Annotated in this window: 24 protein-coding genes and 1 pseudogene; 12 read left to right on the top strand and 13 right to left on the bottom strand. The window is 69.9% G+C overall.

What is annotated here, in order from left to right:
• The first annotated feature begins 41 nt into the window (after positions 1-41).
• The gene (locus Pme01_RS29015) at positions 42-647 is read left to right on the top strand and encodes a C39 family peptidase (protein ID WP_168118033.1); all 606 of its coding nucleotides are present in this window, start codon (positions 42-44) and stop codon (positions 645-647) included.
• Positions 648-772: 125 nt separating this feature from the next.
• Here the strand turns inward: Pme01_RS29015 and Pme01_RS29010 are convergent, their stop codons facing one another.
• A complete protein-coding gene (locus Pme01_RS29010; protein ID WP_168118032.1) occupies positions 773-1,264 on the bottom strand; it encodes a pyridoxamine 5'-phosphate oxidase family protein in 492 nt (163 codons plus the stop codon).
• Positions 1,265-1,466: 202 nt separating this feature from the next.
• Here Pme01_RS29010 and Pme01_RS29005 point away from each other — a divergent pair, with 202 nt between their 5' ends.
• From Pme01_RS29005 to Pme01_RS28990, 4 genes are all read left to right on the top strand, one after another.
• Complete coding sequence (locus Pme01_RS29005) at positions 1,467-2,210, top strand: TIGR03089 family protein (RefSeq protein ID WP_168118031.1); 744 nt, start codon at positions 1,467-1,469, stop codon at positions 2,208-2,210.
• Between the two features lie 232 nt (positions 2,211-2,442).
• On the top strand, positions 2,443-3,147 hold the full coding sequence (locus Pme01_RS29000) for a response regulator transcription factor (protein WP_168118030.1): 705 nt from the start codon (positions 2,443-2,445) through the stop codon (positions 3,145-3,147).
• A gap of 3 nt (positions 3,148-3,150) precedes the next feature.
• Positions 3,151-4,539 (top strand): sensor histidine kinase, encoded by a 1,389-nt coding sequence (locus Pme01_RS28995; RefSeq protein WP_168118029.1) that lies wholly within the window; start codon positions 3,151-3,153, stop codon positions 4,537-4,539.
• Positions 4,536-5,534 carry a TAXI family TRAP transporter solute-binding subunit gene (locus tag Pme01_RS28990; RefSeq protein ID WP_168118028.1) on the top strand — a complete coding sequence of 333 codons (999 nt, stop codon included), beginning with the start codon at positions 4,536-4,538 and terminating at the stop codon, positions 5,532-5,534. Before Pme01_RS28995 ends, Pme01_RS28990 begins: the two co-directional genes overlap by 4 nt.
• A gap of 51 nt (positions 5,535-5,585) precedes the next feature.
• Here Pme01_RS28990 and Pme01_RS28985 read toward each other — a convergent pair whose 3' ends face one another.
• Genes Pme01_RS28985 through Pme01_RS28975 form a run of 3 tightly spaced genes read right to left on the bottom strand, consistent with a single transcriptional unit; the run spans position 5,586 to position 7,023 of the window.
• The gene (locus Pme01_RS28985; RefSeq protein ID WP_168118027.1) at positions 5,586-5,960 is read right to left on the bottom strand and encodes a hypothetical protein; all 375 of its coding nucleotides are present in this window, start codon (positions 5,958-5,960) and stop codon (positions 5,586-5,588) included.
• A gap of 40 nt (positions 5,961-6,000) precedes the next feature.
• Positions 6,001-6,585, bottom strand: coding sequence for a hypothetical protein (locus Pme01_RS28980; RefSeq protein ID WP_168118026.1), 585 nt, complete (start codon positions 6,583-6,585; stop codon positions 6,001-6,003).
• 54 nt (positions 6,586-6,639) lie between these two features.
• Positions 6,640-7,023 carry a hypothetical protein gene (locus tag Pme01_RS28975; RefSeq protein WP_168118025.1) on the bottom strand — a complete coding sequence of 128 codons (384 nt, stop codon included), beginning with the start codon at positions 7,021-7,023 and terminating at the stop codon, positions 6,640-6,642.
• Positions 7,024-7,468: 445 nt separating this feature from the next.
• Between Pme01_RS28975 and Pme01_RS31910 the strand changes: the two are divergent.
• Positions 7,469-7,597, top strand: a pseudogene (locus Pme01_RS31910) (CGNR zinc finger domain-containing protein); the annotation flags it as partial.
• Here Pme01_RS31910 and Pme01_RS28965 read toward each other — a convergent pair.
• Genes Pme01_RS28965 through Pme01_RS28945 form a run of 5 tightly spaced genes read right to left on the bottom strand, consistent with a single transcriptional unit; the run spans position 7,589 to position 11,526 of the window.
• The gene (locus Pme01_RS28965; RefSeq protein ID WP_168118024.1) at positions 7,589-8,842 is read right to left on the bottom strand and encodes a styrene monooxygenase/indole monooxygenase family protein; all 1,254 of its coding nucleotides are present in this window, start codon (positions 8,840-8,842) and stop codon (positions 7,589-7,591) included. The pseudogene Pme01_RS31910 and the gene Pme01_RS28965 overlap by 9 nt on opposite strands.
• 9 nt (positions 8,843-8,851) lie before the next feature.
• Positions 8,852-9,454, bottom strand: coding sequence for a GTP-binding protein (locus Pme01_RS28960; protein ID WP_168118023.1), 603 nt, complete (start codon positions 9,452-9,454; stop codon positions 8,852-8,854).
• Complete coding sequence (locus tag Pme01_RS28955) at positions 9,432-9,776, bottom strand: DUF742 domain-containing protein (RefSeq protein WP_168118022.1); 345 nt, start codon at positions 9,774-9,776, stop codon at positions 9,432-9,434. Before Pme01_RS28955 ends, Pme01_RS28960 begins: the two co-directional genes overlap by 23 nt.
• Before the next feature lie 29 nt (positions 9,777-9,805).
• Positions 9,806-10,270, bottom strand: a complete 465-nt coding sequence (locus tag Pme01_RS28950) for a roadblock/LC7 domain-containing protein (protein WP_168118021.1) — start codon at positions 10,268-10,270, stop codon at positions 9,806-9,808.
• Positions 10,267-11,526, bottom strand: coding sequence for a sensor histidine kinase (locus Pme01_RS28945; RefSeq protein ID WP_203935951.1), 1,260 nt, complete (start codon positions 11,524-11,526; stop codon positions 10,267-10,269). Before Pme01_RS28945 ends, Pme01_RS28950 begins: the two co-directional genes overlap by 4 nt.
• A 573-nt stretch (positions 11,527-12,099) precedes the next feature.
• Here Pme01_RS28945 and Pme01_RS28940 point away from each other — a divergent pair.
• The 3 genes from Pme01_RS28940 to Pme01_RS28930 are packed head-to-tail and all read left to right on the top strand — an operon-like array spanning position 12,100 to position 15,481.
• Positions 12,100-12,624: a PadR family transcriptional regulator gene (locus tag Pme01_RS28940; RefSeq protein ID WP_168118019.1), complete on the top strand. Its 525-nt coding sequence runs from the start codon at positions 12,100-12,102 to the stop codon at positions 12,622-12,624.
• A complete protein-coding gene (locus tag Pme01_RS28935) occupies positions 12,621-13,313 on the top strand; it encodes an ABC transporter ATP-binding protein (RefSeq protein ID WP_168118018.1) in 693 nt (230 codons plus the stop codon). Before Pme01_RS28940 ends, Pme01_RS28935 begins: the two co-directional genes overlap by 4 nt.
• Positions 13,310-15,481, top strand: coding sequence for an FtsX-like permease family protein (locus tag Pme01_RS28930; RefSeq protein ID WP_168118017.1), 2,172 nt, complete (start codon positions 13,310-13,312; stop codon positions 15,479-15,481). The genes Pme01_RS28935 and Pme01_RS28930 overlap by 4 nt, the downstream gene beginning before the upstream one ends.
• Before the next feature lie 45 nt (positions 15,482-15,526).
• Here Pme01_RS28930 and htpG read toward each other — a convergent pair whose 3' ends face one another.
• The 4 genes from htpG to Pme01_RS28910 form a co-directional block, all read right to left on the bottom strand.
• Positions 15,527-17,404 (bottom strand): molecular chaperone HtpG, encoded by a 1,878-nt coding sequence (gene htpG, locus Pme01_RS28925; RefSeq protein WP_168118016.1) that lies wholly within the window; start codon positions 17,402-17,404, stop codon positions 15,527-15,529.
• A gap of 38 nt (positions 17,405-17,442) precedes the next feature.
• Positions 17,443-18,819, bottom strand: a complete 1,377-nt coding sequence (locus tag Pme01_RS28920) for a class I SAM-dependent methyltransferase (protein WP_168118015.1) — start codon at positions 18,817-18,819, stop codon at positions 17,443-17,445.
• Positions 18,820-19,149: 330 nt separating this feature from the next.
• On the bottom strand, positions 19,150-19,410 hold the full coding sequence (locus tag Pme01_RS28915; protein WP_168118014.1) for a hypothetical protein: 261 nt from the start codon (positions 19,408-19,410) through the stop codon (positions 19,150-19,152).
• Positions 19,411-19,677: 267 nt separating this feature from the next.
• Positions 19,678-20,655, bottom strand: a complete 978-nt coding sequence (locus Pme01_RS28910) for a helix-turn-helix transcriptional regulator (RefSeq protein WP_168118013.1) — start codon at positions 20,653-20,655, stop codon at positions 19,678-19,680.
• Between the two features lie 61 nt (positions 20,656-20,716).
• Between Pme01_RS28910 and Pme01_RS28905 the strand changes: the two genes are divergently transcribed.
• The 3 genes from Pme01_RS28905 to Pme01_RS28895 all read left to right on the top strand — a co-directional run bounded on the left by Pme01_RS28905 (position 20,717) and on the right by Pme01_RS28895 (position 22,183).
• Positions 20,717-21,166 carry a hypothetical protein gene (locus Pme01_RS28905; protein ID WP_168118012.1) on the top strand — a complete coding sequence of 150 codons (450 nt, stop codon included), beginning with the start codon at positions 20,717-20,719 and terminating at the stop codon, positions 21,164-21,166.
• Positions 21,167-21,200: 34 nt separating this feature from the next.
• Positions 21,201-21,716 (top strand): hypothetical protein, encoded by a 516-nt coding sequence (locus Pme01_RS28900; RefSeq protein ID WP_168118011.1) that lies wholly within the window; start codon positions 21,201-21,203, stop codon positions 21,714-21,716.
• A 137-nt stretch (positions 21,717-21,853) separates the two neighbouring features.
• Positions 21,854-22,183, top strand: a complete 330-nt coding sequence (locus tag Pme01_RS28895) for a hypothetical protein (RefSeq protein ID WP_168118010.1) — start codon at positions 21,854-21,856, stop codon at positions 22,181-22,183.
• Positions 22,184-22,334 lie beyond the last annotated feature (151 nt).

Genomic DNA, 22,334 nt, shown 5'->3' with positions numbered 1-22,334 from the left:
ACGGCGCCCTCTGGAGCGCCTCGAAGGAAATCGGAGAACAGATGAGACGACTACTGCTCGGACTGTCGGTCGTGGTGCCGTTCCTGCTGGCCGGCGGGGTCGTGGCCGCGCCGGCCCACGCCGCCGCGACGACGCTGACGGTGACCTGGCAGCAGCAGACCCACGGTTACAACTGTGGCCCGGCCGCCACACGCATCTCCCTGTCGAGAAGGCTGACCTCGCTACCCAGCCAGGCCTCGATCGGGTCGGTGGAAGGGACGTCGAGCAGCACCGGGACCTACCGCACGGGCATCAAGGCCGGTCTCGACCATTGGATGCCGTCGATGAATGCGACCATCGCGGAGGTCAGCAACCCGATGACCTCCGCGCAGAAGACCACCTTCCTCAACCGCATCAAGAGCGACATTAACGGCGGCTGGGCACCGGTGGTGAACATCGTGGTGCGGCCCGGTGGACCACGGCCGCCCGGCTGGAGCAACCCCAGCACCACCATCGACCACTGGTTCACCGTGATCGGGTACAACACTGAGAACCAGATCGCCGTCGCCGACCCCGCGTCGGGGATGGCCGGGTTCAACTCGCAGGCCCGGTACTGGATCCCGTGGAGCACGATGACGCAGATCGTCACCAAGACCTACGTCTGGTGATCTGCGACCCTGACGGCTGAAGTGCGACCCTGACGGCGCCGGACACCTCCGGCGCCGTCGGCTTTCGTCCGGCGCGTCGGTTTCACCCGGCGCGCCGGACGATGGGACGATGGGGCGATGGGGCGTCAGTGCTTGCGGCCGACCCGCTCCGAAGCACCGGGCTTCCAGATCGTGACGTCCATGTGGCCGCCGTCGACCTCCACCGCCGACGCGCTGGTGATGTCGGCCGCGTAGAACTGGTCGAACTCCTGTCCCCGCAGGTCGAGGCCGATGTCCTGGAAAAGGTCCTCGGCGAACCGCTGGTGCAGCGCGGGGTCCCGGACGTCCCTGACCACGCCCCACAGCTTCGCGTCGCCGTCCTTGACCTGGGTGTCGACGGTCGCGGTGTGCAGGCAGAAGCGCGGGTCGCGGGCCAGGTCCCGGAACTTGGTGGTGTCCGGCATGCCGATGAGCCACAACTGGTCCTCGAAGATCCTCGGCTCCATCGGGCTGATCCGTGGGAACCCGTCCGAGCGGAGAGTGGCCAGCATGCACAGCTTGCCGGCGGCCGCATGGCGCCGAGTGAAGATGGCGGCGATCCGCGGCGCGGCCTCGGCGAACTCTTTCCACGTCGTCATGTCCGTGACGCTATGGCAGACCTCCGACAGAACGGCGCGTCGGTGGCCGGGCCGGACCGAACGTGGCCTCCGCCAGGACGGTCGGGCCGTCGCTGTGCCGGACCCCGAAGTACCCTCCCGCCCGAGCGGATGGTGCCCGCCGCGACACCCGAGAAGAGTAGGGTCGGGCGGACTCTGCCGTACCCGCCTCCGGGAGTACTCAATGGACGCACTCGCCCCGCTCCGTGCGAACGTCGCGGCCGAGGCCGACCGTCCCCTGTTGACGTACTACGACGACGCGACCGGCGAGCGTACCGAACTCTCCGCGGGGGAGCTGGGTCGCTGGGCGGCGCGGACCGTCGGCCTGCTCCGTTCCGGCTGCGGACTGGGTGCCGGCGACCGCGCCGCCGTGCTGCTGCCGCCGCACTGGCAGACCGCCGCCGTGCTGCTGGGTGCCTGGTCGGTGGGGGTGACCGTGTCGTTCCGTCCGACGGCAACGGCCGGTCTGCCGGTCCTCGAGCCGGGCGCCGACGAGCCGCTGGACGTCACCTTCATCGCGCACGACCGGCTGGACAACTGGCTGGAGGACGTGCCCGAGGCGCACCACCAGTTCGTGCTCGGGCTCCCCCCGACGTTCGGCATTCCCGCCGGGTACCGGGACTACCTCGCCGAGGTCCGCCGGTACCCGGCCGACCTCCCGACGTACGCGCTGGTCCGGCCGACGGACCCGGCGAGCGTCGACGGCACCACCTACCGCCAGTGGGGGTCGCTCGCGCACGCCATCGCCGAGCGGCTCGACCTGCGCCCCGGCGACCGGGTACTGGTGGACGCGGCCGAGTACGAGCACCCGCTCAAGTGGCTGCTGGCTCCGCTGGCGGCCGGTGCGTCGGTCGTCCTGTGCGCGAATCTCGACCGCGGAGCGGTCGCCTCCCGGACGGCGGCCGAACAGGTCACGCGCATCCTCTGACGCGGGGCCCTCCGTCCACACAGGAGTGCCAGGCCGGTCCGCGCAGGTCGCTTCTCATTGACGTTCGTCAGTGCTCTTTATAGGCTCAGCGCGGTTCACTCGGCGTCAACGGGGGCGTCTCGATGAGCACGAGGATGGGTCACGCAAGCCGTTCCGGCGGGGGTCGCCGGCCCACACCGGCGGTTGGGGCAGCGCTGCCGGTGGCGAGCGACCGCGAACCGGTGAGCGTACGGTGAAACTGCTCCTGGTCGAGGACGACAGCCGGCTGCTCACCGCGCTGAGCACCGCCCTCACCAGGTACGGCTTCACCGTGACCTGCGGCCGGACGGCAGCGCAGGCGCTGGCCCTGGTCGGTCAGGACCCGGACGCGGTGCTCCTCGACGTGGGCCTGCCAGACGGCGACGGATTCGCCGTCTGCCGCCAGATCCGGCGAACCAGTTCGGTGCCGGTCATCATGGTCACCTCGTGGCGGGACCTCGACTCCCGGGTCCGCGGCCTCAACATGGGCGCCGACGACTACCTGCTGAAGCCGTTCAACCTGGCGGAGTTGATCGCCCGGATTCACGCCGTCACCCGCCGCGGGGAGATCGCCGCCAAACCGCCCGGACGGCGGCCCGAGCCGGCCGCGGACGGCGTCCTGGTGCTGGGACCGCTGCGGATCGACCTCGACGCCCGGGCGGTGACGGTCGACGGGCGGCGCGTGCCGCTCAGCCGGAAAGAGCACGACCTGCTCGTTCTGCTCGCCCGCCGCTCGGGTGTGGTGTTCCGGCGGGAGCACATCCTCGCCGACGTATGGCACGGCAGCCCGAACTGCGGTGGGCACACGCTCGAGGTGCACATGGCCGCGCTGCGCCAGAAGCTCGGCGTGCCCGGACTGATCACCACCGTTCGGGGCGTCGGTTACCGCCTCGACGTGCCCGCGACCGGTACGGAATGAGCGATGCGCATCCGGCTGCTGACCCTGCTGCTGTCTGCCTTCGGGTGCATTCTGGTGCTGCTCGGGCTCGCGGTCGCCAGGAGCCTCGCCGCCGGCCCGCAGCAGGCCCTGTTCGCCGAGCGGCTGCGGGACGCGACCCGGTTCGCGTCCGCCGCGCAACTCGCGGGCAGCCCGGCGACGGACGCGGCCCTGCGAGAGGACGTCGCCCGCTACGGCGAGGTGTACGGGGTGGCCGCGGCCCTGCTCGGGGAGTCCGGGCAGATCCTGATCAGCTCCCGACGGTCGCCGGACCTCACCGGGGGACAGGCGCGGTCGCTGGTACGCGGCGGGCTCGCCGGGCACCAGAGTGAACAGCCGCCCGTCATCTGGCCGTGGGACGACGACACGCTCGTGGTCTCGGTACCGGTCTTCGACGGCGGCGACGTCATCGGTGCGGTGGTGATCGTCTCGCCGACCGACCGGCTCCGCGGCGCGATCGGGCGGGACCTCCTGTGGCTCGTGGTCGGTGGGCTGACCGCGATGGCGCTGCTCGTCCTCGTCGCCTCTCGACTGTCCACATGGGTGCTTCGGCCGGTCTCCCTGCTCGACGGCGCCGTGCACGACATCAGCGGCGGCCGCCTGTCCGCCCGGGTGATGGACGGGCAGGGCCCCAAGGAGCTGCGCGGTTTGGCCCAGTCCTTCAACAGGATGGCGGACACGGTGGAGGGCATCATGACGCGCCAGCGCGAGTTCGCCGTGAACGTCTCGCACCAGCTGCGCAACCCGTTGGCCGCGCTGATGCTGCGGATCGACATGCTCGGTCTCGACCTCGGCGACGACCGGGGCGGCGGGGTCGGGGAGTTGCAGCGGGAGGCCCGGCATCTCCAGGCGACCCTCGACGAGCTGCTGCGCTTCGCGACCGCGTACCCGTCCGAGGTCGGCGCCGGGCCGACCGACGTCACCGAGGTCGTGGCCGGGCGGATGGCGGCCTGGGTACCGATGGCAGACAGTGGGGACGTCGTGCTGCGGCCGGACTGGTCACCGCCGGTGATCGGGTACCTCGACCCGCGGCTCACCGCGTCGGCGCTCGACGCGGTGCTGGACAACGCGATCAAGTTCAGTCCACCCGGCGGGACGGTACGCGTCTCGGTCACCGGGTCGGCCGACCTGGTGCGGGTGGCCGTGACCGACGAGGGGCCCGGGGTGCCGCCCGAGGACCTGGACCGGATCGGTGTGCGATTCTGGCGGGGCAGCCACGGACAGCGTCACCCCGGCTCCGGAGTGGGGGTCAGCACCGCCAGGGCCCTGCTCGCCGCGTTCGGCGGCACCATCGACATCGCCGCCGGGCAGCCGCATGGCCTGCGTGTCACGCTCAACCTTCCGCGCGACGCCCGTCCGGACGGGCAGCCGTGAACGCCTGTCTGTCGGCCGTGCGGCGGGTGGCCGGCGCGGCGATCTCGCTGGTCCTGACGACCCTGGCCGTGACCGGCTCGCTCGCCCCGCACAAGCCCGACGGGCCCCGACAGGTAACGCCCATCGTGGTCGCCACCGGCAGCCCGATCGGCGTCTACTACCAGTACGGCGAGCAGCTTGCCGCGTTGGTCGCCGCCGACCTGGGGCCGGCGCGGGTGGCGGCCACCGCCGGGTCGGTGGAGAACCTGCGGATGATCGAAGAAGGCACCGCGACCTTCGCGTTCACCACCGGCGACGCGGCCGTCGACGGCTACCTCGGCCGGGGTCCGTTCGCCGGCCCGGTACCGGTGCGGGCCGTTGCCCGGCTCTACGACAACTACCTCCACCTCGTCGTGCCGGCCGACTCCCCGGTCCGGAACCCGGCGCAGCTTCGCGGGCTGCGGGTCGCCGTCGGGCCGGACGGCTCGGGAGCGGCGCTGATCGCCGGCCGCGTCCTCGCCGCAGCCGGCCTCGACCAGCGCACCGACCTGGTGAGCCTTCCGTTGAGCCTGGACGATGCGGTGGTGGCGATCGCACAGCGCCGTATCGAGGCGTTCTTCTGGTCGGGCGGCCTGCCCACCGCCGGCATCACGGAGCTGGCGCGGACCATGCCGATCCGGCTCGTCGACCTCGGTGGCACCGCCGACCACCTGCGGGAACGCTACGGATCGGCGTACCGGGTAGGCCGGTTTCCCGCCGGCGCCTATCCAGGCATCGCCGTTGCGGTCAGTACGGTCGCCGCACCCAACTACCTGGTCACCCCGGCCGGCGCTCCGGAGCGGGTCGTCCACCAGGTGACCGAACTGCTCTTCGCGGGGGCGCCGGTGTTCAGCCAACGGGTACCGCAGGCCGGGCGGCTCAACCGGGGCACGGCCATCTTCACCACGCCGATACCGCTGCACCCGGGCGCGCTGCGGTACTACCGGTCCAGGGAGGGGTCACGGAGCCGGTCCTGACCGGCGGCGAACCCCTGGTGTTCACCGCCGGTCAGGACCGGAAACCGCGATCTAGTGGGAGTACCAGCACTGCATCCGGCCACTACCGCTGATCTCAGGGCCGGGCCTGTTCCACTTGCACCCGCTGAACGCGTTGTACTGGCGAGGATGGGTCATGGTGGCCGCTCCGGTCGCGGCACTTGCCTGGAAAAGCACCCGTCCGCCGATGTCGTAGGTGTAGATCCAGGCGGTCATCCCGGTCCCGGGCGAGTACGATCTCCCGCCGGTCGGGCTCTGCAGCTCGGGGCTGTACTTCATCTCGTTGAACTTGGTGTTGCCGTCCCAGAACTTGACTTCAGAGGCGAACGCCGACCCGGGGGTGAAGCCCAGCAGCATGACCAGGGCGATACCGGTAGCCGCCGCCAACTTCGCCGCTCGGTGCAGCACGGACCTCGTCCGAACAGTCCCCGTCATCCGACTCACGCCCTTACCGCTTTACCGCTGAGAGGTTGTCGAGCTGGAGCCCGGACGTCGCCTTGCCGGCCGGGGCGAGGGGGATGGCGGTGGTGGCGGGACTGGCGTACGGGTCGCTCACGGCCAGGTTCGGGGAGACAAGGGTCAGCTCCGGCCGTGCCTTCGCGGCGGCTTCGAATCCATCGGGCAGCAGATGGGTCTCCGCGGCGGCGGCCGGACCGGCCACCTGAAGGGTGAGGCCCCGCTTGGCGAACGCCGCGGGAGCGATACAGGTCGTGCCGGTCACCTGGTCCGCCGGGGTCGATCCGAGCATGGTGACCAGGCAGATCTGGCCCGACTTGTCCTCGGCCACCCAGTTCCGGGCACCCTGCGACTGTCCCAGGAAGCGCGTCGACCCGGCCAGCAGGCCCTCGTCGCCGAGCTCGGAGGCCGGTAGGAACGCGGGTAGCGCGTCACCGGACGCCTGCGGCCTGGACAGCAGGGTCAGGTGGTCGGACGCCCGAGCGGTGGGTGCGGCGCCGGCGGTCGCCGTGAAGGCGCCGACCGCGACCACTACGGCGCCCGCACCGATAACGGCCGCCATCAGTCTCCTACGCATGTCGTTTCTCCTCGTCCGTCTGGATGGTGGATGAATGCTTTCCCGGGACCTTGACTAGGGCGCGTAGTACACGCAGTTGAGGTGAATTTCGCTACCGGGGTTGCCGCCCAGGTAGTTCCACTTGCAGGCGCTTCGAATGCCGGACTTGGCCCCGTGCCGCAGCTCCGCGGTCGGGCCGCTGCCCTGGACCGAGGCGTAGACAGAAAGGTCGTAGCCGTACAGCGAGTAGATGTAGGGCGTCCAGACGGTGCCGGGGAGCTTCGTCCTGCCACCGGTGAGCGTCTGGCTGCCGAAGTCGTAGGCCAGGCGTTGGGCGGGGAACGGACCGTCGCAGTACAGGCCGGTGGCCGCGTACGCCTTATCCGGCACGAGGAGCACGGCGAACAGCATTCCCAGGCCCACCCCCAGTGCCCTGTTTCCCCAGCGCTTTCTCAGCATTGAGACCTCCCGTCGCCTCGCTTTTCTGGACGACGGCACGACGGCCATTCGGGTTCGCGGAATCACCGCGCCGAGCGTGGTGTCCGGAGCCGGTTCCGCGAGAATCGGGTGGCTTTTCGTCGGGCCGTCCTTGGCGCGAAGGCTACCGTCGCCGGGGCATGGGCCAGGAAACTCGCGGAAGGGTGCGGTAAAACGACAGCCGCCGGGACCCTCCGAATAGGACAACGACCTGCGGCAATGCGTAAAATAGCCCGGCAGCGCCGGCAAAATGTCGTACCTCAGGTAAACCTCAGGTGCGGCGCGGTCAGCCCTTGACGACTTCCGCCTGAAGCGCGGTGACGCCCCGGTCGGGCTCCCCAGGCCCGACCGGGGCCCAGACCGTGGTGTCAGGGCCGATGACGCGCGCGGCCCGTCACAACCACCCGCCTGACGCTTCCTCGATCAGCCGAAGAACGGCAGCCGGCGCTGGTGCGCGATGGGGGACTGCGGCACCCACGCGAAGATCAAGCGGTACGTCGCCCGCCGTGCCGCCCGGCGAGCGTCGGGCGGCACGGCGGGCGGCGCCTCAGTGTGAGGCGGATGCGACCTCGGCGAGGTAGGCGTCCAACTTCGCGGGGTCCAGCAGCCAGTTCTCGAAGTCCCCGGGGTGGGCCGAGCCGTAGGCCCACCGGTCGGCCACAGCCTGGTACTGCCCCGCGGCGCCCAGGAAGCGCTGGAAGTGATCGGGCAGCGGCACCTGCAGGAACATGTTGGTGTACTCGGTGACCACCCGGGCGTAGCCCCAGTACGCCTCGAAAGCCTTGCGCATCCAGGCCGCGTCGAAGGGTCGGTCGCCGTGTTCGAGGATCTGCCGGAGATAGATCTCCGCGCAGTGCGCCGCGTTGTTGGCGCCCTGGCCCGTGACCGGGTCGTTGGCGACGACGACGTCGCCCATGCCGAGCACGATCCCGCCGGAGGGCAGCTTCCCGACCGGGTGACGCACCACCGGGGTGTAGCCGCCGGTCAGCGTGCCCCGGGCATCGGTCAGCTCCGCGTCGACGCAGCGCTCGTACTCCCAGGGCGCGTACTCGCGCATCGTCTCCCAGATCCGGTTCAGGTGCTCCTCGGGCCCGGGCCGGTCGGCCCACCGGCCGCCCAGCGGCCCGTCGGGGACGGCCTCCACCAGCAGGATCTCGCAGGGGCCGGTCATGGTGAGGCCGGGCATGAAGTACAGCTCGCCGATGCCAGGAATGGCGGTGATGCTGACGGCATAGTCGGGGTACTCCGGGGCGAACGTCACCCCGTGGACGTAGGCGCAGGCCAGGTGGCGCTGCGGGCGGGTGTACGGCGAGCGGGACGGGTCGCGGTCGAACATCTCGACCAGCTCACCCTTGCCGGCGGCGACGATGGTGAGGTCGTAGCGGCCCAGCGCGGTCAGCCCGTCCAGGTCGGAGGTGGTCACCCCCTGGTAGATGACCCTGCCGCCGTTCTCCTCGAACAGCTCCAGCCAGCCGGCCATCTTCAGCCGCTGGTCCACCGACTGCGCGTACCGCTCTCCCCATTCGCCCGAGAACTGGAACGCCCGGGTCCCGGGCGGAGCGGACAGGCCGGCGCGCTGGGCGCGGAGCTTGGGGGCCTGGTCCTCCCACAGGTTGAGGTTGTGGTCGCGCTCGATCTGCAGCGACGGCGCGAACATGCACTGGGTGCTCTTGACCCGTCCTCTGCGGAGCTCGTCCGGGGTCTGCGCGGACATCATCGTCACGTCGTAGCCGGCTTGCTGCAGCGTCAACGCGAGTTGCAGGCCGGACTGTCCGGCGCCGACGATCAGGACCCTACGCATGCGAACCTCCTAGTGCACCCGGGTGGTGGCGAAGCTGGAGGCGGTACGCCGGATGGTGTGCTCGACGACCGCCAGCAAGGCTTGGGCTACCGACGACGGATCGCGCGCGTCGCAGGTGATCAGGGGGATGTCGGCGGGCAGGGCGAGCGCGTCGCGTACCTCGTCGAGGGGGTGTCCCAGCACGCCGTCGAACAGGTTGACGCACACCACGAACGGCACGTCGCTGTCCTGCTCGAAGTAGTTCACCGCGGCGAACGAGACGTCCAGCCGGCGGGTGTCGACCAGTACCAGCGCGCCGACGGCGCCGCGGCACAGGTCGTCCCACATCGGCCAGAACCGGGGCTGCCCTGGTGTGCCGAACAGGTAAAGCACCAGATCCTCGGCGATGGTGCGCCGACCGAAGTCCATGGCGACTGTCGTGGTCGTCTTGTCCGTGCTGTCGTCCAGGTGGTCGACCGGTTCGCTGGCCGACGTCATCCACGCCTCGGTGTTGATCGGCGGGATCTCCGAGATGGCCGACACCAGGGTGGTCTTGCCGACGCCGAAACCTCCAGCGATGACGATCTTCGCCGTGGTCGGCGCCGACAGGTCAGGCGAGCTGACGGAGGCCATCGCGAAGTCTCTCCAGAAGGTGACGATCGAACGGGGAGGTGTAGGACTCGGGGTGGATGAGTACCCGGTCGATGGTGGCGAGGTCGTCGATGACCACGCGGGTGACGCCCAGTGAGATGCCGCAGTGCGCGGACAGCTCGGCGAGCGACGTGGTCTCCCGGGCGTTCTCGTACAGCGAGCGGGCCTCAGGTAACAGGGTCGCGGCAAAGATGGAGTCGTAGTGCGGCACCGAGATCAGGGTGTGCACCAGCAGGTGTTGTCGGGTACGGGTACGGCCGCCGGTCAGGACGTAGGGCCGGACCTTCCAATGGCGTGTGGCCACGGTGGGTTAGCTCCTTTGACTCGGCGCGTTCAGCGGGGCATCGGGATGGTCGTCGAGCGGTGTAACTCGTCGCGCATGCGGGGCGTCAGCAGATGCCCGACCGAACCGACGAACTGCGTCATCTGGTAGGCGACGACCCGCAGATCACAGCCGATCTCGGCGGCGACCGCGAGGCCGGCCGACTCACCGACCCGCATGAACAGCAGATGCCCGCGAGGCAGTCGGATCGTGAGGTACTCGGCGACGCCCAGGTCGAGCAGGGCCGCGCTGCGGTCGGCCATGCTCAGCAGTCCGGAGGTCAGCGCGGACAGTTGGTCGCCGAGATCCCGGTTGATCGACCGGGAAGCCGTGAGTTGCAGGCCGTCCAGGGACACGATCAGCGCGTGGGTCACGCCCGGCGTCGACACGACGAACTGGTCGACCAGCCATGCGAACTCGGCCGGCGTGCGGACGGTGAGCTGCTGTCCGGCGGTACGGGCGCTGTTGGGGGTCATTCGGGGGAACCTTCGCTACGTGGGCGTGCCCGCTGCTGGGCGTCGTCGATGCCGGCGGCGAAGTCCGCCGCGTCGTCGGCCCACGCCTGGCGGGTGGTGTCGTCGACGGCGGTGACGGCGGGCGCCGGTGACGGGCGGGAGTGATCGCGGCGGAGGCTTTCGGGCGTGCGTCGAGGCAGCCGCCGGGCGTCATCGGCAGCCGCATGCCCCCCGCTGTCGCCGTAGGCGGCCCGGCCCCCGCTGTCGCCGTAGGCGGCCCGGCCCCCGCTGTCGCCGCGACCGAGGGCCGGGGTCGGATTGACCAGCGCCAGGCGGGCGCTGTTCTCCTGGGCGCCGGACTGGTACGAGAAGGCGGACGGCCGGTGTACGGCCGGCGGCGCGGACTGGCGTCGCTGCGACCCGCCGTTGGTCTGAGCGCGTACCGGTACCGGTAGCTCGCACAGCAGCTGTTCCGGGATGAGTACGGTCGCCGTCGTGCCGCCGGAGTGCCGGTTGACGAGGTGGACCCGCAGTTGCTGCGCGTGGGCCAGGCGCGCGACGACGACCAGGCCCAGATGCGTGGCCGGCTTGCCGTTGGGGATCGGCAGCGCGGTACCGGCCAGCATGGCGTTGAGCGCCGGTAGCTGGTCGGGTTTGACGCCGACTCCGCCGTCCTCGACCCGAAGCAGCACGCTGCCCTGCTCGGTGAGGTAGGCCGACACGATCACGCTCGAGGTCGGTGGGGAGAACCGGGTCGCGTTGTCGAGCAGTTCGGTCAGGACCCGGATCACGTCGTCCGCGGCGAACTCCACGACCGCCAGATCCACCATCCGGCCGATCTGCACGCGCGGGAAATGCTCGATCGCGGAGGTCGCCGCCCGAACCACGTCGAGCAGCGGCGTCACCTGCCGGCCCGCGTCCTCGATCTTGCGGCCCAGCAGGACCTGCAGGTTCTCGGCCTGTCGCCGGATGCGGGTGTTCGCGTGGTCGATGCGGTACAGCTTCTCCAGGCGGTCGGCGTCCTGCTCGTCGGCCTCGGCGGCCTCCACATGGTTGCCCATCTGGTAACTGGTACCGAGGATCCGCAGCGCGAACTGCTCACAGATCGCCGCCCACTGGCTGGAGATGTGGTCGACGTGCTCGCGCGGGGGAGGAACGGCCTGGTTGACCGCCGGTGTCTTGACCCCCGGCGCCTTGACCGCCGGTGCCGCCGGCTCGGCGAGTGCCGGGTCCAGTCGGCGGGCCATTCGTTGGCGCCACGTCAGCTGCTGCCTCACCATGTGACCTCGCAGCACATCTCTCGCTCTCCCGCGGGTGGCTTCAGTGCACTCGTTTGCAGCCGTAGGGGCCCTGTCGAAGAGCACACGGCCATCTGCCAGCGAGGTGGATCTGTCAATCACCAGGAGCATGACGCGCCGGTGCGGAACGGACGGCACGCCTCGGTGTTACCCGTCGATAGCGGTCGATCATATAGACATAGTTGTGCGCGCGGAAGATCTGTGAGAACTATTCGTCTCCACTGCGGACGGTCGGCGGGTTGTCTGTCCACATTGACACCGGCGGTGAGAGTAGTCCGACGCCGCTTCGGGTGTTGACCGTCAACGTACAGAACGACGAGGGCGGTCCACGCCGTACCGGGCTGCTGAAATCACCAGTCGCGGCGCCTCGCGCCCGACCCGTTGGCGCTCCAGGAGGTCTGACCTGACCTCCGTGATCACGGAACTTCCTCCGTCTCATGACGCGGAGAAGTTCGGCTGATCTGCCGCTCCGGCGTGGCGGCGCCAGCAGCGGCCACGTCCACGTCGTACCTCCTATATACGCGGCGTATACACTAGATGTATAGTCCCGTCATGAGCGTTCCCCTCACCCTCCTGGGCCTGCTCGATCGCGAGCCCAGCCACGGATACGAACTCAAACGCGACTACGACGTCTACTTCGGACGCGGTAAGCCGCTGCCGTTCGGCCAGGTCTACGCGACCCTCGGCCGCCTCGCCCGCGACGGCAAGGTAGTGGTCAGCGAGGTCGGGCCGGGCGTGGGCCCGGACCGCAAGCGCTACGTCATCACCGACCAAGGGGCGACCGAGGTCGAGACGTGGCTGGCCGAGCCGGTCGAGCCCGAGCCGCACCTGCAGACCGTGCTCTTCGCCAAGGTCGTGCTCGCGCTGATGCTGGGCCGCCCCGCCGAGCAGTACCTCGACAGCCAACGCCGCGCCCACCTGCGGCGGATGCGCGAACTGACCGAGCTCAAGCGGACCGGCAGCCTGGTCGACGCGCTCCTTGCCGACCACGGCCTGTTCCACCTCGAAGCCGACCTGCGGTGGATCGAGCTGACCGGGGCCCGGCTGGACACTCTGGCGAAGGAGGTACGGCGATGAGCACCCACCCGATCGTCGAGGCGCGTGACGTCGTCCTGTCGTTCGGAGAGACGCCCGCACTGCGCGGCGCCGACATCTCGGCGGCTCCCGGCGAGATCCTCGCCGTCATGGGGCCCAGCGGGTCGGGAAAGTCGACCCTGCTGCACTGCCTCGCCGGCATCCTGCTCCCCGCGTCCGGCGAGATCCGGTTCGACGGCCGCCGGGTCGACACCATGAACGAAACTCAGCGCAGCACCCTGCGCCGCGACCGCTTCGGGTTCGTCTTCCAGTTCGGACAGTTGGTGCCCGAGTTGACCGCCGAGGAGAACGTCGCCCTGCCGCTGCTGCTCGGCGGCGCACGCCGGCCGGCCGCGCTGACGAAGGCCCGCTCCTGGTTCGAGCGGCTGGGCCTGGGCGGGTTGGAGCACCGGCGGTCGGGAGAGCTGTCCGGGGGACAGGCCCAGCGCGTCGCGCTGGCCCGCAGCCTGGTCACCGCGCCCGAGGTCCTCTTCGCCGACGAGCCGACCGGGTCGCTCGACTCGCTCACCGGTGAACAGGTCATGGACCTGCTGGTCACCACGGCCCGCGAGCAGGGAACCACGGTCATCCTGGTCACCCACGAGCCCCGGGTGGCCGCATACGCCGACCGCGAGGTCATCGTTCGGGACGGGCGGGTCAACGCGTACGTCCCGGAAGGGGTCGGCCCATGATCCGCTTCGGTCTTCGTCTCGCCGTGTCCGGCGGCAGGGAGGCGCTCACCCGCCTGGTCGTCATCGCCGCTGCCGTGGCCCTGGGGGTCGGGATGCTGCTCTCCACCCTCGCCGGGGTCAACGCAGTCGATGCGCAGTGGTCGCGGGGCGCCTGGCTGAACGCCACAGCGGGAACCAGCCACCCGATCGGTGACGCCGACCCGCTGTGGTGGTTGCTGCGCCACGACTCCTTCGACGGCCGATCCATCGACCGGGTCGATGTCGCCGCCACCGGACCCGACTCGCCGGTGCCGCCCGGCACCCCGCGCCTGCCCGGCCCGGGGGAGTACTACGCGTCACCGGCGCTCAGCGCACTGCTCGCCTCCACTCCGGCCGACCAGCTAGCGGACCGCTTCCCTGGGCGGCAGGTCGGCACGATCGGCGAGGCGGGGGTACCGTTCCCGGACGCCGCCGTCGTCATCGTCGGTCGCACCCCTGACGAGATCTCCCACGCGCCGGGCGTCAGGCGGGTCACCGGCATCGCCACCACCGCGCCCGGCATCCCGGTCGCTGCCCTGGACCTGATCCTGGCGGTCGTGGCGGGCGGCCTGCTGTTCCCGGTACTCATCTTCATCGGTACGGCGACCAGGCTGACCGCCGCCCGCCGGGAGCAGCGCTTCGCCGCGATGCGGCTGGTCGGCGCGACGCCCCGGCAGATCTCGGTCGCCGCGGCCGTCGAGTCGACGGTCGCCGCGGTCGCCGGTACCGCCGTCGGGTTCGGCCTGTTCGAGATGTTGCGCCCGTGGCTCGCCCACATTGCCTTCACCGGTCAACGGTTCTACCCCGAGGACCTGACCCTCGGCGTACTCGAGGTCGTAGTAGTCGCGGTCGGCGTCCCGGCCGGCGCGGCGCTGGCGGCGCGGATCGCGTTGCGGCGCGTCCGGATCTCACCGCTCGGCGTCGTCCGGCGCGTCACGCCCCGCCCGCCGCGGGCGTACCGGCTGATCCCGCTCGTTGCTGGCCTCGCCCAACTGACGTACTTCATCGGTAGGCGCCCCAGCACCGTGAACGGTCAGACGGCGGCGTACCTGTCAGCAATGCTCCTGATCATGGCGGGGCTGATCATCGCCGGGCCCTGGCTGACCATGGTCGGCGCCCGCGCCATGGCCCGGCGCTCCAACGGGCCCGCCACGCTCATCGCCGCCCGACGGCTCGCGGACAACCCGAAGGCCGCGTTCCGGGCCATCAGCGGGGTGGCGCTCGGGCTGTTCGTCACGAGCGTGGCCACCGGCGTGATCACCACGATCGTCGCCAACCGTGGCAGCGTTCATGACGCCTTGACGGCGACCACGCTGTACAGGTACTTCAGCCCGGCAGCGGCGTCGGTTCCCGAGGCCCTCTCGGCGTCCCTGCGCTCGACACCGGGGGTGCGGAGCGTGACGGTGGTCCGCGACAACCCGGCCGGGGGCAAGGAAAGCCCGCCTGGGCTGGTCTCGTGCGCCGACCTGGCCCAGGCTCCGGCGTACGGTCGATGCCCGGCCGGGGCCGCCGTTGCCGCGGTCTGGTCGGACCTCATCGGCTACCGCCAACCGCACGGGCCTTCGATGATCTGGCCGGCTGCCACCGTCTCCCTCGAACAGTTCGAGCGGCTCCCGGTCTCGTCGGTCGTCGTCGGTACCGACGGGTCGACCGCCGCCATGGAACGGGCGCGAACGGTGCTCGAGGCCGCCTATCCCGAAAGTCGGATGCCCCCGGTCACCGAGAGCGACTTCGAATCGGACTTCAGGAATACCCTCGCGGGATGGCAGCAGTTGGCCGACGTGGTGATCTTCGCCAGCCTGCCCATCGCCGGGTGCAGCCTCGCGGCGAGCGTTGCCGGTGGGCTCAGCGAGCGCAAGCGCCCGTTCAGCCTGCTGCGGCTCACCGGTACGCCGCTGGGTGTGCTGCGCCGCGTGGTCGCCCTGGAGAGTGCCGTACCGCTGCTCGTCGTCGCCGTGGTCGCGGCCGGCACCGGGTTCCTCGCCGCCCAGCTGTTCCTCAGGTCGCAGATGGAGTACACGCTGCGGCCGCCGGGGGCCGGCTACTCCCTCACCGTGCTCGCCGGGCTCGCCGTCTCCCTCGGCATCATCGCTGCGACGTTCCCGCTGCTCAGGCGGATCACCGGGCCACAGACCGCGCGCAACGAGTGACGGGGCTCGGGGTTCCGCCACCGCCGGGATGGCGGAACCCCGGGCCTACAGCGTGCGGGCCAGCCGGTCGGCGAGCAGCCGGGTGAAGCGCGCCGGGTCACTGAGCTCGCCGCCCTCGGCGAGCAGCGCCATCCCGTACAGCAGTTCCGCGGTCTCGGCCAGCGTCTTTTCGTCGGCACCCCCCTCATGGGCCTGGCGCAGCCCGGTCACCAGCGGGTGGGTCGGGTTGAGCTCGAGGATGCGCTTGACGGGCGGCACGTCCTGCCCCATCGCCCGGTACATCTTTTCCAGCGTCGGCGTCATGTCGTACGTGTCACCGACGACGCAGGCCGGGGAGGTGGTGAGCCGTGACGACAGCCGTACCTCCTTCACCTGGTCGGAGAGCTTCCCGGTCAGCCAGGTCAGCAGCGGGGTGAAGTCGTTGCGCTGCTGCTCGCGCTCCGGCGTGGCGTCGTCGGCGCCGTCGAGGTCGACCTGGCCCTTGGCGATCGACTGGAGCGGCTTGCCGTCGAACTGGGCGATCCGCTCCACCCATACCTCGTCGACGGGGTCGGTGAGCAGCAGGACCTCGTACCCTTTGGTGTGGAAGGCCTCCATGTGCGGTGACTTCTCGATCATCGAACGAGACTCGCCGGTCATGTAGTAGATGTCCTTCTGGCCCTCCTTCATGCGCTCCACGTACTGCCGGAGCGTGGTGGGCTGGTCCGGGTCGTGGGTCGAGGCGACCGAGACGAGGTCGAGGAGCAGCTCCTGGTTGTCAGGGTCCTCGATCAGCCCCTCCTTCACCGCGCGGCCGAACTCGTTCCAGAACGTCCGGTACCGCTCGGGGTGGATGGTCATCAGGTCCTTGACGGTCGAGAGCACCTTCTTGACCAGCCGCCGGCGTACGACCTGGATCTGGCGGTCCTGCTGGAGGATCTCGCGCGAGATGTTGAGCGACAGGTCGTGCGCGTCCACCACGCCCTTGACGAAGCGCAGGTAGTTGGGCATCAGCGCGTCGCAGTCGTCCATGATGAACACGCGCTTCACGTACAGCTGCACGCCGCGCCTGCCCTCGCGCAGGAACAGGTCGAACGGCGCGTGGGATGGGATGAACAGCAGTGCCTCGTACTCGAACATCCCCTCGGCCCGCATGTGGATGATCTCCAGCGGGTCGGCCCAGTCGTGGCTGACGTGCTTGTAGAACTCGTGGTACTCCGCCTCGTCGACCTCGTCGCGGGATCGCGCCCACAGCGCCTTCATCGAGTTGAGGGTCTGCGTCTCGTCGTCCGTCCCCATGCGGATGGGCCAGGCGATGAAGTCGGAGTACCGCTTGACGATCTCGCGGATCGTCGGCTCGGCGGCGTAGTCGTGGAGCCGGTCCTCGCTGTCCTCCGGCTTCAGGTGCACGGTGACCGAGGTACCTTGCGGTACGTCGTCGACCGGCTCGATGACGTAGGTGCCCTCACCGGCGGATTCCCAGCGGGTACCCTCGCTCTGGCCGGCCCGGCGGGTTACCAGCGTGACCTTGTCGGCCACCATGAACGTGGCGTAGAAGCCCACTCCGAACTGGCCGATCAACTCCCGCGAGGCGGCCGCGTCCTGCGACTCCTTCAGCTTCCGCAGCAGTTCGGCCGTACCCGACCTGGCGATGGTGCCGATCAGGTTGACGACCTCGTCGCGTGACATGCCGATGCCGTTGTCCCGTACGGTGAGCGTGCGCTGCTCGGGGTCGACGTCGAGCTCGATGTGCAGGTCGGACGTGTCGACGTCGAGGTCCTTGTCGATCAGGGACTCCAGACGCAGCTTGTCCAGCGCGTCCGAGGCGTTGGAGATCAACTCGCGCAGGAAGATGTCCTTGTTGGAGTAGATCGAATGGACCATCAACTGCAGCAGCTGGCGCGCTTCGGCCTGGAACTCCAGCGTCTCTGTACGGTCTCCCACGGGGCTCCTTTCTCCGCCGTACAGAATAGGGCCGGCCGTTAGCTGTCGGGGGCGAGCCAGCGGCGGGTGGGCGGCATGTCGCTCCGCCCGTCGGGGTGGGCCTTGACGGCGAGGATCTGGTTGACGCCCAGCCGTGCCTCCGCGAAGGCCAGGGCGGAGGCGGCCATGTAGAGCCGCCAGACCCGGGCCCGGGCGGGTGTGGCCAGCCCGGCCGCGGTGTCCCAGTCGGCCTCGAGGTTGGCCACCCAGGCCCGCAGCGTCCGTGCGTAGTGCTCGCGCAGCGCTTCCACGTCGCGGACCTCGAACCCGGCCTCCTCCAGAATGGAGACGGTCGTGCCGAGCGGCGCGAGCTCCCCGTCGGGGAACACGTACGCGTCGATGAACGTCCGTGGCTGCTTCCGGTTCTCCGGTACCGGGTGCAGGGCCGCGATCTGGTGGTTGAGCAGCCGGCCGCCCGGCCGCAGGTGGCGGTGCAGAATCGCGGCGTAGTCGCGGTACCGGTCGACGCCGACGTGCTCGGCCATGCCGATGCTGGCGATCGCGTCGAACGGGGCCTCGTCGAGTTCGCGGTAGTCCTGGAGCCGGATCTCCACCCGGTCAGCGATGTCTCCTCCGGCGATGTCTCCTCCGGCGCTGTCCGCCTCGGCGAGGCGCTTACGGGCCCGCTCGGCCTGCTCGTTGGAGAGCGTCACACCCAGTACCGAGACGCCGTGCTCACGGGCGGCGTGCAGCGCCAGGCCGCCCCATCCGCAGCCGACGTCGAGCAGGCGCGCACCGGGCCGCAGGTCGAGTTTGCGGCAGATCAACTCCAGCTTGTCCCGCTGCGCGTCGGCGAGGCCGTACCCCGGCTCGTCGCTGGTCCAGTACGCGCAGGAGTACACCATGGACCCGCCGAGCACGATGCGGTAGAACTCGTTGCCCACGTCGTAGTGGTGGCTGATCGCCTGGCCGTCGCGGCGCAGGCTGTGCTTGCGCCCGCGCATCGTGATCTCCTCGACGGGCGGTTTCGGTTGGGGGCCTAAACCGCCCAGTCGGAGCAGGTCGCGGGCGACCGCGAGCAGGGATACGGTCCGGGATTCGGTGTCGTGCGTGTCGATGTCGTGTGTGTCGGTGCGGCGTTTGGCGCCGCCGCGTTTGTCGGTGCCGAACCACAGCAGCTCGGCCAGGTGGCGGAGCGCGTCGTACAGGTCGCCCTCGACCTCGATCTCGCCGGCGACGTACGCCCGCGCCAGGCCCAGCTCGTTGGGCTGCCAGGCCAGCCGGCGCAGGGCCCGGCGATCCCGTACCCACAGGACCGGGGCGTCGGCCGGGCCGGCTTCGGAGCCGTCCCAGGCCCGCACCCGCAGCGGTACCGGAGTCCGCAGCATCCGTTCCAGCAGCCTGCCGAGCCGAACCGCGGTGGAGTCGCCCGCCATCATGCCTCCCGTGTGCCGTGGGGAGGAGCGCCGGTCGGGCCGCGGCCGAGGAGGTGCCCACGCGACGTTCCATCGACAACAGTTAGAGATTAGCGTCGCTAAACATTATTGCCGACCGATTAACGGGGTTGGATCGTTCAACGGCTGGCGGAGGCTTCATGTGAGCCTTTCTCGCATGCGTCACCTTCCCGCATGCGCTGCCTTCGAGTGCGCTGCCTTCGAGTGCGCTGCCTTTCGGGTGTGCTGCTTTTCGGGTGTGCTGCCTTTCGGGTGTGCTGCTTTTCGGGTGTGCTGCCTTTCGGGTGTGCCGCCTTTCGGGTGTGCTGCCCTCTATGTGCCCGGCCACCAGCCGAACGCCTGCCCGGCGGAGAAACCGGTCAGGGCAAGCAACGCCGTCGCGGTGGAGACCCACGACCACAACTTCGCCTTCGGTGGCGCGGCGAGGAAGATGCCGTACAGGCCGATCAGGACCGCCGCGACTGCGGTGACCGCGGTGAGCACGACCCCGATCCTGATCTGCTCCCACGGCGCGGCGGCGCCGACGTAGTACAGCACGGACATCGCGGCCGCCGCGGCTACAGCACTGCGCATGCGAAAGACGCGTATCGGCTCCACGGGGGCGAGGGTAGCGGCCCGGCGGCCGGGACGTGGCACCGTCGTGCCAGCCCTCGCTGATCAGGCCCTTGCCGGCCTGGACGACCTGACCGTGGAGGCGTTGCGGGCCAGTCCTGCGGTAGCAACGGTCTGCCCGCCCGCCTGTCGATCGACTCGTTTCTCGCGCTCGCCGCTGTCTCGCGTCCGGCGCGAATCTCCGGGCGGACGATGGCCACCTGTCAGGACTCTGCGCGGAGTGCCGGCTCAGGCCGGATAGAGCCGCGCCAAGGCGTGGACGTGGTCGGTCAGGTGCGTGACGAGGTGCTGGGGCGAGAGGACCTGGACGTCGGCGCCGAGCCGGAGCAGGGTCGCGGCGGCGTGTGGCACGCTCTCCATCGGGATCGTGGCGCGCTGCCAGCCGTTCGCGTCGGCGGGTTCGAGCGTGCCCAGCGCCACGCGGGCGGCCTTCGGGCCGAGGGCGCCGGGGAGGGCCTTGATTCCGTTGGGCGTCAGGCGTACGACGGCGACCTCGTCGGTGTCGGCCTGCTCGTACCGTTCGACGTGTTCCTGCCAGAATCTGGCCAGTTCGAAGCCGCTGGGCCGGGTGAAGTGTTCGGGCAGGGGCCGCAGCCGCATGATGGACGAGACACGGTATGTGCGTGGCTGGCCGCGTTCGGCCGCGACCAGGTACCACACTCCGGCCTTGAGGACGAGGCCGAGTGGGTCCAGCCGCCGGGTGATCTCGCCGGGCCGCGGTGACCAGCGGTGATACCGCACCTCGATGACCCGGTCCTGCCAGAGCGCTTCGGCGACGGCGAGGAGGTGTGGCACGGCGTCCGGTTCGCGGTACCAGCCGGGCGTGTCGAGGTGGAACCGTTGCCGGATGCGCATCGACGCATCTCGGTAGGGGGTGGGCAGCGCCGCCATCAGCTTCAGTTCGGCGACGGCCACCTGGGCGCCCAGGCCGAGTTCGGCGGCCGGCTGCGGCAGGCCGGTGAGGAACAGCGACTCCGCCTCGTCGGCGGTCAGCCCGGTCAACCGGGTGCGGTAGCCGTCGAGGAGCTGGTAGCCGCCGGTGGGCCCGGGTTCGGCGTAGACGGGCACGCCTGCCGCAGCCAGGGCCTCCACGTCCCGGTAGATCGTTCGGGTGGTCACGCCCAGCTGCGCGGCTAGCTGCGTCGCGCTCATCCGCCCGCGGTTCTGCAGCAGCATCAGCAGGGACAGCAGTCGACTGGCACGCACCCGGCCGAGTCTGCCAGCCTCTGACAGAAGATGTCAGGGGTAGCCCCCCAGTATCGTCGCCGTGAACGATTTCGACTTCTTCATCGGCTCATGGAACGTGGTCAACCGCCGGCTCACGACGCTGTTCGCGGGCAGCGACGACTGGCAGACCTTCCCCGGCACCACGACCTGCCAGCCGATCTTCAACGGTGGCGGCAACACCGAAGAGATCATCTTCCCGACGCTCGGCACCCGCGGCTTCACGCTGCGCCTGTTCGACGTCGAGCGCGCCGAGTGGTCCATCTACTGGGCGAACAGCCGCACCGGCGTGCTCTTCCCCCCGGTCGTGGGCACCTTCACCAACGGCCGCGGCGACTTCTACGGCGACGACACCCACGACGACAAGCCGATCAGGGCCCACTTCATCTGGTCCGACATCACGCCCACCTCAGCCCGATGGGAACAGGAGTTCTCTGCCGACGGCGGAACGACCTGGGAGTCCAACTGGGTCATGGAGTTCACCCGCGCATGACTACGGGGCCCGAGGTGAAAGGAGCGGCAGGACCATGACGTTCACGGACGAACAGCTCGCACCGGTCGGCAACGTCGTCGACGCTGACTACCGTCACGTGACCAAGCACATCTCGCCCGGCACTCCGCTCGTCCTGCCGGACACCTATCTGAAGTGGTACCACCTGCGCGGCGAGAACCGGGTCATTGACTCCGCGATCACCGAGGAAGCGCGCACCTTCCTCACCGAGGAGGTCGCCGCCGGCCGGCTACCGATCTCCGGTGAACTCGGCTTCGTCGTCCACCACCTCTCCGGCGCCAACATCCACCTGCTGCTGGTATGCACGTGGCGCGACAACAACGAGATGTGGGAGACAACCTACGTCAAGGACACCCGGCGGGACGGCCCGTTCGGTCTAATGGCACAAACGACGCACCGCGGCGTGATCTGCGTGTGGGAGTTCGGCGCCGTGGCACACGAGCATCAGGCATGGACGCGGTACCTGCGCTCCAGCCGCGACGCGGCTGCCAAGCGGGCGTACGCCGAATCCCTTTTCACCGGAATGGTCTGACCGTGGTCCGTGTCCGCCGACTGACACCGCGGCGTGCCACCATGACGCCGGTATGGAGCCGCCGTCACGAAGCTCGTCGACGGGCCCAATAGCTCCGGGTTCTGGTCATCGCCGAGCCCGGCCGCCCAGCCTACGCTTTGGTCACCACCGACCTGACCACCCCGGCCACGGCCATCGTGAAACGCTACGCCGGCCGCTGGGCCATCGAGGTCACCTTCGCCGCCGCCAAGAACACCACCGGCGTTGGCGAAGCCCGCAACCGCACGCCGCGCGCGGTTGAACGCACCGTGCCGTTCGGGCTCTACACCCAGAGCATTGTCACCTGGCTGGCCACGACCCCACCGTCGTGCGGGACCGCAGTGACCACGCGCCTGGTACACCACCAAGCGACACCCGTCCTAACTCGACATGGTCGTCAAACTCCGGCGCGTCCTCATCGCCGCCCAATATCAGCCCGAATTGCCTGACCAACCGCCCCCCGACGAAATCCGGACCGTGCAGCTGGCCTGGCCCCAGGCGGCCGCCTGACCGCGAAGCTCAAGTGCTCAGCATCTGCAATCTTCATAGTACTGGTGTTCGAAAACTGTCGTACCTCGCCTCTACTTTGGACGCGTGGAC

This window comes from Planosporangium mesophilum (assembly GCF_016863255.1).
Lineage (GTDB): Bacteria > Actinomycetota > Actinomycetes > Mycobacteriales > Micromonosporaceae > Planosporangium > Planosporangium mesophilum.
This window is presented reverse-complemented; position numbering and strand designations above follow the sequence as displayed.